Origin of the sequence: Metallosphaera sp. D4-4 (genome assembly GCF_046245145.1) — an archaeon.
GTDB classification, from domain to species: Archaea; Thermoproteota; Thermoprotei_A; order Sulfolobales; family Sulfolobaceae; genus Metallosphaera; species Metallosphaera sedula.
The window spans coordinates 1,816,365-1,833,568 of record NZ_CP176412.1 but is presented as its reverse complement, the minus strand read 5'-3'; the positions used below and the strand labels follow the sequence as shown (position 1 = coordinate 1,833,568).

At 47.2% G+C, this 17,204-nt stretch carries 23 protein-coding genes; 6 read left to right on the top strand and 17 right to left on the bottom strand.

The annotated features are described in order from the left end of the window. The first annotated feature begins 40 nt into the window (after window positions 1-40). The 3 genes from doxD to ACI49J_RS09885 are packed head-to-tail and all read left to right on the top strand — an operon-like array spanning window position 41 to window position 1,588. Window positions 41-589, top strand: a complete 549-nt coding sequence (gene doxD / locus ACI49J_RS09895) for a thiosulfate:quinone oxidoreductase large subunit (RefSeq protein ID WP_240254249.1) — start codon at window positions 41-43, stop codon at window positions 587-589. A 5-nt stretch (window positions 590-594) separates the two neighbouring features. Then, window positions 595-1,095, top strand: coding sequence for a thiosulfate:quinone oxidoreductase small subunit (gene doxA / locus ACI49J_RS09890; RefSeq protein ID WP_240254251.1), 501 nt, complete (start codon window positions 595-597; stop codon window positions 1,093-1,095). A gap of 55 nt (window positions 1,096-1,150) precedes the next feature. After that, window positions 1,151-1,588, top strand: a complete 438-nt coding sequence (locus ACI49J_RS09885; protein ID WP_240254253.1) for a hypothetical protein — start codon at window positions 1,151-1,153, stop codon at window positions 1,586-1,588. Window positions 1,589-1,737: 149 nt separating this feature from the next. Here the strand turns inward: ACI49J_RS09885 and ACI49J_RS09880 are convergent, their stop codons facing one another. Next, on the bottom strand, window positions 1,738-2,406 hold the full coding sequence (locus tag ACI49J_RS09880) for a PD-(D/E)XK nuclease family protein (protein ID WP_240254255.1): 669 nt from the start codon (window positions 2,404-2,406) through the stop codon (window positions 1,738-1,740). A gap of 104 nt (window positions 2,407-2,510) precedes the next feature. On the opposite strand from ACI49J_RS09880, the gene ACI49J_RS09875 reads away from it, so the two are divergent. Beyond that, window positions 2,511-4,079 carry an L-glutamate gamma-semialdehyde dehydrogenase gene (locus ACI49J_RS09875; protein ID WP_409366349.1) on the top strand — a complete coding sequence of 523 codons (1,569 nt, stop codon included), beginning with the start codon at window positions 2,511-2,513 and terminating at the stop codon, window positions 4,077-4,079. Here the strand turns inward: ACI49J_RS09875 and ACI49J_RS09870 are convergent. The 11 genes from ACI49J_RS09870 to ACI49J_RS09820 all read right to left on the bottom strand — a co-directional run bounded on the left by ACI49J_RS09870 (window position 4,076) and on the right by ACI49J_RS09820 (window position 11,040). Continuing rightward, the gene (locus tag ACI49J_RS09870) at window positions 4,076-4,480 is read right to left on the bottom strand and encodes a hypothetical protein (protein ID WP_048059961.1); all 405 of its coding nucleotides are present in this window, start codon (window positions 4,478-4,480) and stop codon (window positions 4,076-4,078) included. The genes ACI49J_RS09875 and ACI49J_RS09870 overlap by 4 nt on opposite strands. A gap of 262 nt (window positions 4,481-4,742) precedes the next feature. Then, window positions 4,743-5,348 (bottom strand): MBL fold metallo-hydrolase, encoded by a 606-nt coding sequence (locus ACI49J_RS09865; protein WP_409366348.1) that lies wholly within the window; start codon window positions 5,346-5,348, stop codon window positions 4,743-4,745. Between the two features lie 17 nt (window positions 5,349-5,365). Further along, window positions 5,366-5,728 carry a DsrE family protein gene (locus ACI49J_RS09860; protein WP_240254259.1) on the bottom strand — a complete coding sequence of 121 codons (363 nt, stop codon included), beginning with the start codon at window positions 5,726-5,728 and terminating at the stop codon, window positions 5,366-5,368. Beyond that, on the bottom strand, window positions 5,725-6,024 hold the full coding sequence (locus tag ACI49J_RS09855; protein WP_011921516.1) for a hypothetical protein: 300 nt from the start codon (window positions 6,022-6,024) through the stop codon (window positions 5,725-5,727). Before ACI49J_RS09855 ends, ACI49J_RS09860 begins: the two co-directional genes overlap by 4 nt. Before the next feature lie 9 nt (window positions 6,025-6,033). Next, complete coding sequence (locus ACI49J_RS09850) at window positions 6,034-7,266, bottom strand: YeeE/YedE family protein (RefSeq protein ID WP_409366473.1); 1,233 nt, start codon at window positions 7,264-7,266, stop codon at window positions 6,034-6,036. A 17-nt stretch (window positions 7,267-7,283) separates the two neighbouring features. Continuing rightward, window positions 7,284-7,538 (bottom strand): sulfurtransferase TusA family protein, encoded by a 255-nt coding sequence (locus ACI49J_RS09845; protein ID WP_011921518.1) that lies wholly within the window; start codon window positions 7,536-7,538, stop codon window positions 7,284-7,286. A 79-nt stretch (window positions 7,539-7,617) separates the two neighbouring features. Continuing rightward, entirely contained in the window at window positions 7,618-8,157 is a 540-nt protein-coding gene (locus ACI49J_RS09840) for a TQO small subunit DoxD (RefSeq protein WP_409366347.1), read from the bottom strand. After that, window positions 8,138-8,998 (bottom strand): hypothetical protein, encoded by an 861-nt coding sequence (locus ACI49J_RS09835; RefSeq protein WP_155464918.1) that lies wholly within the window; start codon window positions 8,996-8,998, stop codon window positions 8,138-8,140. Before ACI49J_RS09835 ends, ACI49J_RS09840 begins: the two co-directional genes overlap by 20 nt. Window positions 8,999-9,064: 66 nt before the next feature. Then, the gene (locus tag ACI49J_RS09830; RefSeq protein WP_240254265.1) at window positions 9,065-10,285 is read right to left on the bottom strand and encodes a YncE family protein; all 1,221 of its coding nucleotides are present in this window, start codon (window positions 10,283-10,285) and stop codon (window positions 9,065-9,067) included. Window positions 10,286-10,367: 82 nt separating this feature from the next. Next, window positions 10,368-10,697 carry a DsrE family protein gene (locus ACI49J_RS09825; RefSeq protein ID WP_409366346.1) on the bottom strand — a complete coding sequence of 110 codons (330 nt, stop codon included), beginning with the start codon at window positions 10,695-10,697 and terminating at the stop codon, window positions 10,368-10,370. Further along, window positions 10,672-11,040, bottom strand: a complete 369-nt coding sequence (locus ACI49J_RS09820; protein WP_409366345.1) for a hypothetical protein — start codon at window positions 11,038-11,040, stop codon at window positions 10,672-10,674. The genes ACI49J_RS09825 and ACI49J_RS09820 overlap by 26 nt, the downstream gene beginning before the upstream one ends. Window positions 11,041-11,226: 186 nt before the next feature. Here ACI49J_RS09820 and ACI49J_RS09815 point away from each other — a divergent pair, with 186 nt between their 5' ends. Then, window positions 11,227-12,204 (top strand): sulfurtransferase TusA family protein, encoded by a 978-nt coding sequence (locus ACI49J_RS09815; RefSeq protein ID WP_409366344.1) that lies wholly within the window; start codon window positions 11,227-11,229, stop codon window positions 12,202-12,204. Here the strand turns inward: ACI49J_RS09815 and ACI49J_RS09810 are convergent. Further along, a complete protein-coding gene (locus ACI49J_RS09810) occupies window positions 12,196-12,723 on the bottom strand; it encodes a hypothetical protein (protein WP_409366343.1) in 528 nt (175 codons plus the stop codon). The two genes, ACI49J_RS09815 and ACI49J_RS09810, sit on opposite strands and share 9 nt — an antisense overlap. 148 nt (window positions 12,724-12,871) lie before the next feature. On the opposite strand from ACI49J_RS09810, the gene ACI49J_RS09805 reads away from it, so the two are divergent. Beyond that, window positions 12,872-13,687, top strand: a complete 816-nt coding sequence (locus ACI49J_RS09805; RefSeq protein ID WP_409366342.1) for an HpcH/HpaI aldolase/citrate lyase family protein — start codon at window positions 12,872-12,874, stop codon at window positions 13,685-13,687. 165 nt (window positions 13,688-13,852) lie between these two features. Here ACI49J_RS09805 and ACI49J_RS09800 read toward each other — a convergent pair whose 3' ends face one another. The 4 genes from ACI49J_RS09800 to ACI49J_RS09785 form a co-directional block, all read right to left on the bottom strand. After that, entirely contained in the window at window positions 13,853-14,494 is a 642-nt protein-coding gene (locus tag ACI49J_RS09800) for a hypothetical protein (protein ID WP_240254278.1), read from the bottom strand. Window positions 14,495-14,566: 72 nt separating this feature from the next. Further along, a complete protein-coding gene (locus tag ACI49J_RS09795; RefSeq protein ID WP_409366341.1) occupies window positions 14,567-15,574 on the bottom strand; it encodes an aminobenzoate oxygenase in 1,008 nt (335 codons plus the stop codon). Between the two features lie 89 nt (window positions 15,575-15,663). After that, window positions 15,664-16,419, bottom strand: coding sequence for an enoyl-CoA hydratase/isomerase family protein (locus ACI49J_RS09790; protein ID WP_409366340.1), 756 nt, complete (start codon window positions 16,417-16,419; stop codon window positions 15,664-15,666). A 1-nt stretch (window position 16,420) separates the two neighbouring features. Beyond that, the gene (locus ACI49J_RS09785) at window positions 16,421-17,173 is read right to left on the bottom strand and encodes an enoyl-CoA hydratase-related protein (protein WP_240254284.1); all 753 of its coding nucleotides are present in this window, start codon (window positions 17,171-17,173) and stop codon (window positions 16,421-16,423) included. Window positions 17,174-17,204: the final 31 nt, after the last annotated feature.

The following is a 17,204-nucleotide window of genomic DNA, read 5'->3' as shown; positions in this document are numbered from 1 at the left end:
AATTTAAATTACCTCTCCCAAAGCTTGATTCAGTGATAACATGGCTGAGAAACAGGGTCTGAATCCCGGAAATTCAACAAGGATGGAGTACTTGTTTCCTATTAGGTTCGCAGTGGGATGGATGTTTCTCGATGGAGGACTTAGGAAGGCCGTGCTAAAGCCAGCTAAGTTGGATCCGAACTCCTCCTCCTTCGTTGGAGGGAAGTTAGTAAACTTCCTGCCACATGCAGGCCCCTTCAAGCCCTTTCTTTTAATGACATTGGAGAATAGGACACTCGACGTTACGTTCCTAACAGTGTTTAGCTACATAGAGATAATTGCTGGGCTATTCCTCGTAATAGGATTCCTAACTAGGTTATCAGCTCTAGCTGCACTCTTCATGTCAGTGGGTTTCGCACCGGCTTACTGGTTAGGATCAACTTGTGAAGATGAGTGGCAAATCGGCGCTCTTCTCACTGCAGGTTCCGTAGTGCTAATGCTTACTGCTACGGGTAGGGTATTCGGGGTAGATAGCGTTCTTTACAAGAAGTTCGGCGACAGGCCTCTTTCCAAGAGGATTCCTATACTTAACATGATAAAGCTGTGGTGATCAAAGTGGATAGAACAGCCATCATAGCTCTAGTGTTTGGAATCCTTGTCATAGGATTCATTCTAGGCACAGGTCAATGGGCATATGGTAACGTCGTGGGACCACTGGTTAATTACTCGAAGTTGCCCAAGCTTGAAATAACCTACATCACAGCTAAGGATCAGGGTAATCAGACGCTGTTGATAATGAATATTACTGACGTGAACGGTCCAGACGCGTATCCAGCATCAGCTCCTCTCATGGAAATTTACAACTCAACGTGGCACACTTACCTGAATTCCTCGGAAATCGCCAAATACACGGTCAAGGTAATTCAAGCTCCATGGAACGAAAACAAAAAGGATTACGTTAACTGGTACACAGGGTTTGCCATAGTTCTCGGAAGCGAGGCCCAGTTCCAACTACTTCTTCCAATGCACCTCAGCCCAGGAACTTACTACGTCAAGTTGTACACACCAGCGATCAGTCAGAAGTCTATGGCAGTGGCTAATTTCACCATAAGTTAATTTTTCCTATCACTCTTTGGCTCAAGATTTTATATAACGGTTAATAAATTACCTCATGAGAAGAAACGTAGTTATCGTGGGGGTTATAATTCTTTTAATCGGACTAGGGATAGCGGTTGGGGGATTCTATCTAGCCAAGTCTGGGATTCTGATAACCCAGGTTTCACTGTCGCCAGGTCAAGGGAAGACCTTCTCCCTTAAGAGTGGGGTCAACAGCGTGAGCATAGGTTATAATACATCGTTACCACCGAAAGTGAAGATTACGGGCAATGTCATCACTACATCATCGTCCAAAAACGTCGAGGCCCTACTCATCAACGGAACTTCCCCAAGTGTATATGTTGAAGATAACTCCACTACCCCTATGCAGGTAACCCTTGTTATGACCCAGTTGAACTCCTCCATAGAAGCTGGAGGACTGGCGTTCATTCTGGGCGTTGTAGTGTTCTTTGTGGGACTTGGCATACTAATATATGGTCTCATAAGGAGATAGCTCCTAGTGAGAGACAAAGAGTATGGAAGGCAATGATTAAGTTCGTAGTAGAGGCCTTCCTGTGATGATGATCCCAAAGTTGATTACCGAGACTGTATGTGCAAATGTTCTAACTCTGGAGTTTACAGCGATTTGATCAAGTCTCAAGGTTAACTATCCTTATCACATTTGGCCCTATACAGGCAAAAATCACACTGCCACCTCATATCATCCCTTAACTTAGCCTCAGGTTCTGGAACTTTCCTCTCCTTGATGGCCCTATGAAGCAGTTCAGCTCTCTCCATTGTTTTCAGATAGAGTTGCTCATCGAAATCGAGGATAAACTCCTCCATTTCGAAGTTGGACCTATCCACGTAGAGGAGAACTCCCTTCGACTTGGGAAAAGCCTTCATGTAGAGATTGAGTTGAGCCCTATGTTCAAGCCGTGGTAAGTACCCATTTCTCACCTTATGCTGAAGGTTATCCACACTTTTCACCTCCACAAGGTACCTCTCCTTCGTGAATTCAATTACGATGAGGTCGTCAGCTCTGCCGGAGATGACTATTTCGTGGTTAGTCGGGTGAGGAATCCTTAAGGGCAGTTCACTGGTGACCTTCACGCTATCCTCCTTCTTCAGTATCTCAGCTACGAGATCGTGAAGCGCCTCTCCCAGGACAGTAAACCTCGCTGAATCAATTCCAGAAAGAACAGGCGAAGTCCTATCATAGTACTGCTTCCTCAGGCAATTCCAGATTTGGGAAGGCCAATACTCACCTTCATACGGTTGCTTAAACTCGTCATCAACAATATGCTTGTAAATAATTTCCTTCACAACCACATGATGTATTCATGATCCAGGAATAAAAGGGGATTCGTTGCTCTTCTCTAGTAGAACTCCCAAAAGGAGTTACAACTTTATTATTTTAGGGCGGATACTATAATATGCCATTTGTAAATGAGAGAACCTATCAACGCTATTTACAGGAGAATAGGGAGGAAGAGTTTCACAAGCTGGTGGACGAAGGGATAAGGAGAGTTGAGGAACAGCTAGGGCAGGAATATCCAATCCTCATAGGAGACAAGGAGTTAAGGACTCCCTCTAAGTTTAACGTTAGATCGCCAGTAGACACTTCTCTCACCTTAGGAGTTTTCCAGAGAGATGATGGGGAACTCTTGAGAAGCGCCATAAAGGTGGCTAGGGAATCCTATAGGGATTGGAAGGACTCAGATTGGAGGGACAGGGTTGAGCTCACGGTCAAGGCTGCCAACGAGCTCAGGAGAATGAAGTACGAGCTGGCAGCAACGATCACCTTTGAGAATGGTAAAAACAGATATGAGGCCGTTGCTGAGGTTGATGAAACGATAGACTACTTCAACTATTACGCTCAACTCCTTGAGGAGAACAGGGGTTATACCCGGGAGATGGAGGGCAGGATAGTCAAGGGAGAACACGGGATCTCTGTTATGAGGCCCTACGGTCCTTGGTTGATAATTTCTCCCTTCAATTTCCCGCTGGCCATAACTGCAACCATGACCCTAGGTGCCCTGATCACTGGAAATACCGTCGTGGTTAAGCCTTCCTCTGACACACCGCTCTCAGCGTACAAGCTTGTGACTACGTTAAGGAGAGCTGGCTTCCCAGCAGAGGTGGTGAACTACGTAACTTCTCCAGGCGAGGTGGTTTCCAAAGTCATGGAGGAAAACCTTGACATAGCAGGGTTCGCCTTCACGGGTTCAAGGGAGGTGGGACATAGGCTTCTGAAGCAGTTCATAAACGTGAAGCCCAGGCCAGCCGTGCTGGAACTCGGAGGAAAGAACGCCACTGTCATCACAGCGAAGGCAGACCTAAGGAAGGCAGTTGAGGGAACATTTAGGGGAGCCTTCGGATTTGGAGGTCAGAAGTGCAGTGCGACCTCGAGGGTTTTCGTGGAGAGCCCAATTTATCAGGAATTCTTGGCTAGGTTCAAGGCTCGCACCGAGACGGCACAGGTAGGGGATCCTAGGCAGAAGTCAACGTTCCTGGGACCCCTAATTAACAAGGGAGCGGTGGACAAGTTTAGAAGGTATGTGGATCAAGCCATATCCGAGGGTGGCAGAGTCATCACTGGCGGGAGAGTTAGGGAGGACACGCGAAGTTATCTGGTGGAGCCCACCATAATCGTGGATCTCCCCTACACCAGTTCCCTGTGGAGGACTGAACTCTTCGTCCCCATAGTCCTAGTGAAGGAAGTCCAAAACCTGAAGGAGGCCATAAGGCTTGTTAATGATGTAGATTATGGTCTTACGGCAGGCATATTCTCGCAGGACACGGAAGAGGTAGAGTACTTCTTCAAGAACGTTGAGGCAGGGGTAACTTACGCGAATAGGGAGTCCGGTTCGACCACGGGTGCCATGCCTGGAGTTCAACCCTTTGGAGGATGGAAGGATTCAGGGTGGACCGGGAGAAATGCAGGTGGACCCTATTACTTGCTATCATTCATGAGGGAACAGGCTAGAACCACTTACGATTAACTCATCCTCGTTCCAGTAATCAAAGGCAATAATTTTAATGTTCTCACGTACTCGACCCATATCTTGGATAGATCCTGTTCATTAGGATCTTCCATTGAAATTTTGAAATCTAGCTTTCGAAGAAGTGCAAGATAACACCCCTCGCTTAATACCTCTATACCGGCAATCACGTTTAGAGAGGACAATCTGGTGAGATATTCCTTGATTCTATCCCTCAGTTCTAGAACCCTCTCACATCCAATTCTCCTAGCTATATATAACAGGGTGACACCAGAATCCATGATATCTACGTAGCTGTTGTCCATGAACCTTATCCTTATACCCCTTTCTATACTTTCAAAGCCTCTGGTAGGCATTCCATGCTCCACTAGAAGTCGGGTGAGCAGTTCTTCTTTATCCATAGGATAAGTTCTAGTGTTATTTCTATATAACTATTACTATAATAGATCCTAATAATAGCCGTTAACTGTTAATTATCATAGTACTCAAGTAGTAGTCTATTAACGTTCATCAAGGTGTGTAGCCCTAGATAGAGGACGGGGAATAGTAATATTATATGTAGAAAAATTAATTGTTCACTGCAAGTTATATAGTGAACGTTTAAAATGTACAGCTGATGCGGTTCTAGGCCGAATAGGAAGTCGTCTTAACGACGTTTACACGTCACCAGTCGTCCGGACCTAGAACCCCATTCAGGAAGGGATTGGATCTAACTTCATCCTGTAATGTGGTCCTGTCTCCGTGTCCTGGGAACACGTCCACAACGTTCATGGTTTTGATCTTTTCAAGAGTAACTCTCAGCGTATCCCTATCGCCACCAAGATCATATCTCCCGACGGTTCCCTTGAATAGGGTATCCCCAGTGAACAGGGATTGCCCCACAAGAATTGAGGTACTCCCCATGGTGTGACCCGGTGTGGATATTCCCATCAAGGTAAGATCGCCTACCCTAATCTCCGTTCCGTCCTTAAGTTCGTCATCTGGCTCTGGTGGAAGTTCTCTCCAGTCGTAGTAGAGGGGCATTAAATCCACATCCTTGAAGTTGATCAAGAACTTGGCCCCAATTCTCTTCAAGGGTTTCACGCCCAGCACATGGTCAAAGTGACCGTGGGTTGAAACTATGTACTTGAGCCTCAGGCCACTTCCTCTCAGAAAAGCGATGACCTCGGAGGGATCTCCACCAGGGTCAATTACTAGGGCCTCTTCCTTATCCCAAATAAGGTAACAGTTTGTGCGAAGGGGGCCCAACACGAATGTTCTAAGGTTCATGTATCAAGTTCATTGTCCTAAAAAATAAGCGTGGCTTTTGATTGGGAACTCTTCAGGGCGAATTCTGAAACTCCTCCAACCTTGACCTTGTACACGAACTGGTCCTCGTGTATACCCTTGACCCTCATTCCAAACTCACAGGCCGTTATCTCGAGATCCTCCCCAGCCAGTTCCACTAGGTTATCTAGGTAATACTTTAGCGTCTTAGTCCCGTTGAGGGCTATCTTCTCCGACTCCGCAGTGAGCGCCCTAAGCGCGTCCATTGTGAAGAACATGTATATCTTGTTTCCACTGGAGGCGTAACCAATAGCAGTGATCACTCCCATCATCATCTTTTCGTGCTCGCCTGAGATCATCATGAAGGAGTACATTTCAGTCATGATCCAACCTCCTTGGACTGCACATATTTCACCAGGGAAACCCAAAACATGATTAACCCAACATATACCACGGTGTAACAGATCCACGTCGTAGCCTCGAGGTAACCCTGCAATTGGTCTGGTGGAACGTAAACAAGGAAGTTGGCCTGGTTCAGTGCAATGTTGTCCGCTCCTGTTAAGTAAATCTTGCTGAATTGATACCACGCTATTGCGAACAGTGAGAGGACTAGAGGTCCTATTACCCTCCTCACGGGATAGGGTTTAGCCTTAGGTTTAGATTTCTCCATTTCCTCCATTTTCTCACCCTAAAGTTTCTCCTGCACCTTGACTGCGAGGTATATCCCCGCGAGCATTCCACCTAGGAAAATGTAGCCGTCATATCCTAACTGTCCAAAGTTTGTCCACATTAATCCAACGTTGCATCCTAGGGCCATTCTTACACCTATTCCCACGAGCATTCCACCCACGAAACCTATGATTAACCTCTTCCTGTCCTTGGGTATCCTGATCTTGAAGTCTCCGCTCAGGAATGAGGCAGAAAATGCCCCCACGCAAAGCATTACCACCATTAAGGTACTAGGGTCAACAATTGGCAAGGAACTGTTGAACCATGGGGTGTTGGTAAATAGGTTGATTCCCAAGGGCATGAGGATGTATTCGAAGAATCTTCCCCCGTCTGACGAGGTAATTACCAGGTAGTTAAACGTGTACCCAGCACCAACGATGAAGACGAAGATCATGTCCAGTGCTAATATCACGGTGGAGAGATTGGTTCCGTAGGGCTTCCTAAGAAGGAGCATGTCCTTAGCCTCCTGCTTCAGCCTAAGTCCAGAGGGGATTGATGGTGAAGAGGGGCCTGGTAAACCTGGTAGTGCCTTCATTCCAACCGCACTTAGACCAGGTCCCTTCATGCTCACTGACTTATCCCACTTGCTTCTCGTTCTCATTTGCAGATAAATCCCTAAGAAAAGAAGCGGAAGCGCCACTATCATTGTGGTAATGTAAACTGACATGTTGGAGACGGAATGGAATAGGACGTAAGGCAAATACTCTACGTATCCGCCAGAGCTAGTGGAGAGAATCCCGCTCTGCATTGTATAGGACTGGAAGGGCCAGATTGCAACTGCGAAAATGTAAGTTCCGATCATCATTCCAAATAGCTCAATCCAGTTCTGGACGTAACCGCTACTGGCCCTGTATAGCATGGAAAGGTTGCATCCACCAGCCAGTGCTGCACCAAAGCCGAATATGAATGATCCGACCAGTATGTACCATCCTGCAAAGTAGTTATTGAAGTATTGATCTACGGGAGGAATTAGTCCAAAGGCAACGAGAAGTCCAGTTCCCAGGGCAGTGAGACCAAAAAGGATGAGAAGTGCCCCAAATCTCTCGAAGCTCTTTGTCGTAAAGATCGACGTCATCGCGTTCACAAAGCAATAGTTCCCCCTTTGGGCGACCCAGCCCAAGATAAATCCGCTTAACCCAAACAATCCAAATATGAGAGCCCAAGACTCAGAAAAAACAGGTTGAAGAATCATTGAGGGAGTTGCCAACCCTATCCCACCTTTAGTATTCTAAACCTGTAAACATCGCCGTCCTTCAACACGAGATATGGATAACCCATATTCTTGCAAAGGGACGGCAACGTTACGTCTACTGCAGGTTGGTGGTCCGTGATGACCTCGAGGACCTGACCGGGCTTCATCTTCTTTAACTTCTTACTGGCCATCATCTCTGGCACGGGGCAGGACTCGCCGATGACATCAAGTTGATCGTCCGGTTCCTTCACCTTTAGGGGCTCGGAAGACATTACATCACCAAGATCATTTACCCTGGGATTCTTTTAAGTTATGCTCTTTTTTAAACGGTTTTTTAAATAGAGTAAAAATTTAGTAAATTAGCAGATAAAGTATCACGATCACGTAAATGACCGTACCAGCTACGGCCCACGGTGTAGGGTTCTGAAGGACCTTGAATCGGGTTGAAAGCGCCGAGTCTAACGATAACTGACCAGGTCCCCTCACGATCAGGTAGAGGTTGAGGAGCATTAGGAGAAGATTAATTCCATACTCCTCTGTTCCTGTCCAGTAGGCTGAAAGGAAATAGATGAGGTTGGTGTAGAGGGCGACTGTGCTTGCTAGTCTAGACATGAGACCTAGAAGGGTGAGGACGCCGAAGCTTATTTCCCCTATCATCACTAGAACTCCCACGGTGTAGATGTGTGGAAATACGACTGCATATAGGAACCCCCTGATTGGGGAGCCCTCGGCCAGATACTGCACAGTGAAGCCTATGTATGACGTGGAACCTGGGTTAAGGAAACCTGGGTTCAGAAGCTTGTTGAAAACTCCAGCATCGAGCCAGATAGAGGCTACAGCAAGCCTTAGGATAAGTCTCTCGAGGCTGGACTCATTTCTGAGGGACTTCAATACCTATCGACCTCTTAACCAGTTGAGAGGATATAACTGTTATCTGCCATATTCCCACGCCTAGAAGGATCATTCCCGCGATTGTAGGCGAGAGCAAGAGTATAGCCTGAAGAATTCCCCCAGTCCATGCCCCAGCTATAAAAGCCCCATACTTCCAGGTAATCCCCTTGGTCAGGGCGGGGTATGAGCCCGAAAGCAGGTAAAGTAGCGAGTTCATTGCTGTGGGAGAGAGGCAACATATCCCCGCAATTGTCCCGATAGACGGTATGGAAGCGGTTAGGAAACCTGCAGTGGTATTTAGAGTTCCCATGCGAAGAGACTTGGGAGCCGCCCATTTCATGGCGGAACTGGAAACATAAAGGAGTGACATCACGTAATACGAGAAAATGAGGGATAAAGTAAGGACGACGTCGTTGAGTACTCCTAAGAGCAAGAGAGGGACATTCAGCACTAGATCTCCAAGCATGGGTATACCCTCTCCCTGGTAGGTAATTGCAGTAAGCCCCATGAAGTAGGAACTAACGTTCAGGTTAGGGATAAGGAGGAGGCCAGACACCACCAGGAAGCTCAGGTAATAAGCCGGTACAAACACAGCTATCATGGCCCTACCAACACTATCCTTGAGCGTGGCCCTTAGAACAGCCCTCAGCCTCATGGGTCCATGAACCAGGATGAATCTTCCTCTCCTTGATTTGTATAGACTAACTCCCACAATAACCGAGACCGCAAGATATGCAATCACGAACACGAGAAAGGGCTTAACAAAGGTAATTTGCCCCGTATCTGCAAGCGGAGAATACCATAGACTCACAATTCTAATACCGTTTATTACAATGGGCAAAAATACAGTCGCATTAAAAAATAGAAAGACGTAGAAAAAAGGGTTGATTGGTCTCATAACGACACCTTAGCAATGCAATCCTGTGACAGGAGGTAACATTACCTGATCCACAAGGTAGGTTCCCATGCTCTGGCTTATTGGTATTACAATCGCGGGAGCAGTTGTTAGGGGTAGAGTATAGGACACTGAAAGGGTGGACAAGGAGATCAAAACTATCATACCTCCAGCGCTAACGCTTCCGTGAATCACTACATATGCGTAACTCCCGCCAGGCGTGATCTCTATATCCGCTAAACCTGCGGGAGAGATTTGTGGAAGAGCGATCTCCTTAACTATCTGGAAGTTGGACGTAGATATGACAACCACTGTGTCGTTATTGCTTGGCGCCTCTAAGTAGTATTGACCGTTGGGGGTGAAAACGCCTCTCTGTGCAGTTAATCCCTTGGGCATCTGGACCATCCCGAGTAGCTGAAGGTTGGGCAAGGAGTAGAATCCCACAGAGTCATTCCCAGCAAACTCTACCGCAACCATTGTACCCTGTTCGTTGGGGCTCAACATGTAGGGTTGTGAACCTAGGCTCGTGGGCTTCACCAGCAGAACTGAGCCGTTACTCGCGCTGATGATATCGATGCTGTTATTGAACCTCATGGGTATGAGAAGTTCGCTCCCATCTGGAGTCCATCTGACGTCACAAGGATAGTACGTCTTACCTGTTGGAGAAAGGAACTTGACACTCCACACTGTCTGAAGCGTCTGCATGTTAATAACTAGAACTTCGCCTGAGGGTCCATCAGCTATGGCCGCATAGTCACCGTTAGGGGAAATTGCAACTCCAATGAAACCTGTGGAAGATCCAACCTGTAAAGTTTTAACTACCTTGAAGTTGGTCGTGTTTATAATGAAGACAGTACCGTTATTCAAGGGCATAAACATGTACTTTATGGATGCTCCAACAGGTACCTCTTCCCAGTAATATACCTGTGTGGGCACACTAGTGGATATATTCTCTACTCTCTGGAAGCCAAGAAAACTCTGACTGCTGCTGAAGGGGTTGAGAACTTGAGCTATCCCCTTTTGCGTAAGGGCCAAGAAGTAGAAGTTGTTATTTGGAGTTGAGGTCGTGGTTGAGGTACTGGTGTTGGTTGTCGTGGTGGTAGTGGTCGTTGTAGGAGACGTGGTGGACGTGGAGGGACCGCTGGTGTTACTTCTCATCATGATATAAGCTGCACCTATTCCCACAAGAAGTATCACAACTATTCCAGCTATTAATAACGCCTTATAGTTCATACTCTCTCATATAAAAGCAAGTGAAGCATCTTTTAAAAATAGCGTATTTATAACTAGTTTCTATCTTTTGCTTTATTTTTTATTAAATAGTTATAACTAGGTCAACGTCGTCTATAACCGCCTTGTAAAAGTCTGGGAAACATCCTATCTTGCAGGAGGGGATCAGTTTATCGGCTATATTCCTCATATACACACATTGATCGCAAGCCTGAAGGTATATTCCCCTCTTTGAGAGCTCCTCAAGCCTTTGTCCTAGGGGATTTTCCTTCATGGGAATGTAAACGTTGTCGTGAATGAAAAACATTCCCTTAACCTCGACTCCGTGTCTACCTTCCTCGAGTTGAGGCACTATCATCTGACCGAGGATGTAGGAGCCAAGGTTGGACTCAACTATGTAGGCTACTCTTTTCAACTTCCATCACCTTAGCTAGCTCCTCAGCTAACTTCTCAAGGACATGGTTAACCTGCAACCCCTTTACCCTTCCCAGGACCTCCCTCCAGTTCTCAGGAGTGACTCCATCCTCCATAGCCTCTAGAAGTGCCTCCAAACCTATGATAACAAGAGGGCACTCTGAGGATTTGTACCTTACCTCCTCTCCCCTCCTGTAAATCTCAAACCATCTCTGACCATCCAGGTTAACCCTAGTTACTAGTCTAAAGCCCCTTTCCCCGTTCAGGGCGTAAAACCTTCTCACGAGGAAGTCTGAAGCATACTTCCTCTCTACAACGCAACCACACGAATCTTTCTTGACCATACTTTTTATGATTATTTGCTAATTTATAAATGTTTTGAATATCAACAGAATAAATGATAAATCATTCATACGTTCATGGAAGATGACGAGTCTTCAAGGGCTTTCCAGTGATGTAAGAAGTGCCCTGAGGCTAACCTTAAATTGAAAATAAAAAATACTTATATATCTGAAAAACTAATTAATCATGTGGAAACTTCAGTTGTGTTGAGGGTGAGGGGGTTCCAGCAACTCCTAGATGTGGAGAAGTATCATAGGCTCTACATGCTATCCGACGTTAGGAGATTGAGTTGGGGTTACTCTGCCAAGTTAAAGTTGGGCAAGATCTCATTCCCCGTTTTGGTAAAGGTTGGGAGAAACTCTCTGGAAATGTACGAGGAGCAGGGTAAATTCATGGTTCACTTGGAATTCGTTGAGGGAGACAGCGTCAAGGTAAGGATCAGGGTGGAGGCGTCGAATGAAATGGTGAAGTCTTCCCTAGAGGAGGGAATTTCCAGGAACCTTAATGAATACGCCGAATCCATCTGTAAGGCTGGGAAGGGAAGATCTCAGGAGCCCCTGGGATTAATCATGATGATGAAACCCTTTGTCAGGAGGCATCTTGACGTTAGGGGGGAGCAATGTCCTATTCCTGAGATTGCAGCAAAGAAGGAGTTAACCAAGATGAAACCAGGGGAGGAATTGGAGATATTAGTGGATCATCCTGCGGCCGTTGATGTGACGCTTCCAGAGGTCGCGAAACTCATGAATTGCAGGTATGACATCTACAACATGGGAGACTATGTTTCCTTTGTGATGCTTAAGCTGGGAGATCCCATCATGAATAAAAATTACCTTGAGGCGTTGACAAAACGCGAGAGGATACCTGAGATGATGAAGGACATGGGTTTCGTTGCGTTTCTATACTCTGTCTTTGACAAGGTGATAAAGCAGTTGCCTACTGACGGTCTTTACCCAGAGATCTTCAGATATGACGGTCTTACCCTCGTAACCTCCGCGTCCATAGGTCGCGGTTGGCTAGCGGTAGCGTTAGTTGAAAACGACAAGGTTCTAGGAACGATGCTGGACATTAAGGGAGATAGGTACTGGAATCAGGACGCGCTGAAGGTCATAAACAGGGTGAAGGGAATAGGGAACGTCTTTTACCTCAAGGCTAGTTCAACCTAAAGCCTGCTGTTGCAATACCGCAATCTCCATGGATTCACTGGGTGTCACGGTTCCGTTCAGGACGACTAGGATTATGTAGTTCCTGTAGTATGCGTAAAGGTACTGGTAGTGGGCCGAGCTCACGCATATACCGTTCACCTCACCGGTAACGTTCTTGATGGACCAGTTTAGGACTCTATAGATTTTCGCTATGGAGTTCACAACCTCTGGAAGGTGAGACGCTGACTGGTACTGGAATACCAGGATAGTTAGATTGGCGTTAGATGAGTGATATGACGAGTATAACGTTTCTGTGGAGCTATTGGAAAGCATCTCAATTATGGGAGATACCCCTGTGGGATCGCTTATTCTGCCTTCATTGACTACGACCCAGTTCCCACCCAGTTTGCTATCCAGGGCTGAAGTTGAGACGAACTTTCCGCTGGCGTTAGTCAGGGAGGTTAGGAGCAACACCATTGTTGTGACAGAAACCACAATTACCACAACAAGGATGGCAAGGAGCAATAGCTTTGTTTTCATTAGCTTCGTTTGAACTCGAGATTTTTATGAGTTATCATTACAACATCTTGGAAAGTAAGTGGAAAGGAGCTAGTGGGAGAGATTCTTGAAGCAACTAAGGAAGGCTAGCTCTAAGTTAATATTTAATTGTAGATTTTGATATTTGATTATGAAACGCAGATCTCAGCTCTACGTTCCTGGGATAAATGAACGCATGATAGTGAAAAGCTTGGAAATACCTGCAGACTCTATCATATTCGATCTTGAGGACTCGGTTCCCCCAGATGACAAGGAGAGGGCAAGGGAACTAATCAGGAGGTCGCTTTCAGCTTACTCGTGGAAGGAGAAGGAGTTATGCGTTAGGGTCAACCAGCTCACCACGAAAGATGGATTGAGGGATCTCCTTTTTGTCTCGGATCTTCCCGTTGACGTCATCCTAATCCCTAAGGCTGAGGGGTCTCTGGATTTCGTGCACAAGGTTACTGGAAAGATGCTGGAACCCATAGTGGAGACGCCGAGGGGTCTAGCGGAAATAGAGGATCTGGTTAGGTCAGACGGGGTCGTCGCAATTTCCTACGGGGCAGCCGACTTGGCTCTTCACTCCCAAGGAGAAATCAAGGGATATGAGGGCAACATTTACGTTATGACGAGGGTCGTAACTTCCGCCAGGGCCTACGACGTGGAACCCGTGGATAAGGTTTACTTTGACCTAAGAAATGCAGAGGGTTTTAGGGCTGAGGCTCAGTTGGCCAAGAGCCTGGGCTTCTCAGGAAAACAGGTGATTCACCCCAGCCAGGTGGAAATAGCCAACTCGGTGTTCTCTCCCTCCAAGGAAGAATTGGAGTGGTATAGGGAAGTGGTGGAGAATTACGAGAAGGCCATGAGGGAGGGGAAGGGGGCGATAAGGTTGAGGGATCAACTCGTGGACCAGGTTCACTACAAGATAGCGAAGAGATACCTGCAGGACTACTCCGAGATGAGGTGAAGTTGAACGCCCGTCCTGGGCTCCGACCTTTCAGGGTTACTCGTTTAGCTCTTTCCCTGGGTTACAACGACATCTGCATTTGGTGTCCCAGGACGTCCACATGCCTTTCCTTAGCTCAAAAATCAAAAAATTTTTAACTTAGTGTTAATATCTTGTAGCTATTAATTATGTGACTACGAAGTAGCCTAGCAAAGACTGGTTAAAGTAGTCTACTACCTGCACCGTGTAGATCCCTGGCTGGAAGGTGGTAAAGCTTCCTTGAGGAATAATGGAGGTAGAACTGTTGTTGGGTATCCAGTACCCACTTATGTTGAAGGAGAACTCGTTAGGAATCGTGTCCACAACTTTTCCTTGGTAAATTAACTGCATCAAATCGCTCGAAGGTAAGAGCTTATACTGCGTGGCTGAATAGATAAGTGGACAGTTGTATACCCCCGGTGCATACAACAATAACGGTTCAGCCTTAGAGATGTTGGCTTCAGTGTAATACCCCTTGAAGATGTTAATGCCAATGGGACGAGGTTGTTGGCAAGGATAGGGAGCGGGAAGGTTGAAATAACTGGAGTTTATCACAAGGGGTTCACTACCCTTATAATACATCATTGCGACAATGTGAATTCCCTGTCCTGGACTTATCTCTGTCGTGTTAAGGTTTAGGTAAAGGGCTATAGAGCCGTTCACTAGCGAGTAGGTTCTCCCCTTGAGATTCCCTAGAGGAGAGCCAGAGGATAACAGCTCCTGATGTATGGCGAGGCCCGCGAAAACCGAGCCCACGACCACGACCAGGACAACGTAGGCTACCTTCATACCGTTCTATTTCTTCATCATTTTTTAAGGATTATCCAAACATTCACGAATGAATAGAGGGCGTAAGCCAAGTTAGAAGATGGGGACGAAGTCCTCCTCCGACACCTCAACCTCTTCCCCTGTTATCCCAAGTTCTGGGAACGAAGGCATCTTCACCCCGTATCTAGCCAGAGTTGACCCAACCCTTATCACTGCAGTCCTCCAGGCCTCCTTCTTTTCCTTTAGGTCAGGGATATAGAACCCTGCACTCCTAGCTAAGTCCTCCATCCTCTCGTTGACCTCCTCGAACCATGGGGGTAACTTCCAAAACTCCTTTGGTGGCCTATACGTGATCAGGGAGAGGAACACGAACCCTGCCCTGACCTGTTTGGTCACGAGTTTCTTTTGCTCGTCATTCATTCTTGAGGCTCCCTGAGTCATGATCAGGTGGGTGAAGGCGTAATGCCTCGTCTCATCAACTGCGGTATTACGGAAAGCCTTGGAGAACTCCTCGAGCTTCGCCCCACGCGACATCGTGGTGAATACTGTGGTTGCGGCTGCCTCCCCCATCATGAATGAGGTGAAGAGAACGTCGAGCGTGTACTTCTTGTAAGCCTCTAGGTAAGCCTTCCAGTACCTAGCTCCATTATACCACGTCCACTCCACGTTTAACATGGCCTTCCTTTCAAGCTCGTCCTGAGGTTTGAACTGGAAGGGAAAACCTCTCATCATGGAGTCTATTGCCAGACCGCACACCATGTTGTGTCTGTTCTCATCATAGGTAATTGTCGTCAGGATCCCCCTTACCGCCGTGTCCAGGTGGTGCTCAAACCCCTTGATCACCGCGTGGGCGAATACGGGAGTTGCGTTATCGAAGTTGGACAAGAGCGACCACCAATAAGCGATTGCCAGCCTCTGCTTCCTGTCTAGCCCTGAGGCGATTTCCCTGACCCTATCCCAGTTAATATCCTCCTCATCCCACTGCTCCCTTTTGGCTCTCCTGTAGAGTTGCCAGGCCTTCTCATTGTCAAAGTTCCATCTGGGAGGGTAAACGTTAGGTTCAGGGTAAACGGGATCTAGAGAGTAATCGATCTCGGACATCAAATCACGTTAATATATAGAGCCCAGAAATATATAAATGTTCTTTAACCCCATTAAATGTTCAGGAAAAACTTGGATGAAGCCGGGGATTAAGTCTTCCACTCCGGTTTCCTCTTCTCGAGGAAGGCCTTCATTCCCTCCCTCCCATCCTGGGAGAGTAGAGTGACGTAGAAGTTCCTCCTCTCCAGGTCCAGGCCTTGCTGAAGTAGGGTATCCAAGGCTCTGTTCACCGCCTCCTTCCCCAGCTCAACGGCGAAACCGGATTTACCGGCTATTTCCCTTGCAAGCCTCATGGCCTCAGGAATGAGGGCTTCGTCGGGTACAACCTTGATTACCAATCCCATCCTGTAGGCCTCCCACGCAGTAACGAGCTTTCCAGTTAGCACCATCTCCATTGCCCTATACTTTCCTATGGTTCTGGTTAGCCTCTGCGTTCCGCCTGCCCCGGGTATTATGCCGAGGTTGATCTCAGGCTGTCCCAGTCTGGCGCTTTCCCCCGCAACTATCATGTCGCAGGCCATTGCCAGTTCCAGTCCTCCACCTGCGGTTACCCCATTAAGGGCAGCGATCACAGGTTTCTTGAATCCCCTAAGGGCGTCCCATAGGGGCATGTGACCTTCCCTCGTCACTTGCTCTATGGACATGTCCAGCATCTCCTTTACGTCTGCCCCTGCAGAGAACGCCTTACCGTTTCCTGTTATGATTACTGCCCTTGCCTGCGACTTGAGTTCGTTGAGCGCCTCAACCAGATCGTACACCATTTCCATGTTGATTGCGTTCAGTTTCTCTGGCCTGTTCAATCTGATTATTCCCACGTCTCCCTTCTCAACTATCACAGTTTTCATGTCATTCACCCCTGAAACTAGGTTTCCTCTTCTCGAGAAAGGCCTTTACACCTTCCTTAAAGTCCTGCGTGGTTCCCAGGTAACCCTGCATCGCTGATTCGTACTCTAGGTATTCCTCTAGGTCGTGATACAGTGCCCTGTTTATCAGCTTCTTGGACGCCACGTATGACCTGAAGGGTCCGGTGGAAATCTCCTCGCCCAATTTCAGGGCTTCGGACAAGGGATCATCGGATATCTTCAGTATGCCCTCCCTCTCTAACTCTTCAGCCATAATCTCACCTCCCAGTAGAAGCCTGTCCAGGAATCTGGTACCACCTAACCTAGCTAGGATAAGGGTCAGTCCAGTGTCAGGTGCTAGCCCAATGTTGTGGAAGGCAGTGACAAACCTAGATCCCCGTGAGGCTATCTTTACGTCGCAGGCCAGGGCCAGACTTATCCCTGCACCTGCCGTGACTCCGTTGACGGCTGAGATATAGATCTTGGAAGAGAACCTGATCTCCCTGAGGATTGGGTAAAAGGACGACCTAAGGTCCTCGGTCAAGTCAGAGGATATGGAGCTAAGATCTGCGCCAACGGAGAAGGCCTTCCCTTCTCCTGTGAGGATTGCCACGCGCTTTCCAGGGTCTGAATTGAATCGTCTGAGGGAGCCGAGTAGTTCAGACCTAAGTTCAAGGCTTAGGGCATTGAGCTTATCGGGTCTAGAGAGTGATATGACTGAGACGGGTCCGTGATCCCGAATCTGAACTAGAGACATTGAGATAGGTTTTCAATGATATATATAAAAC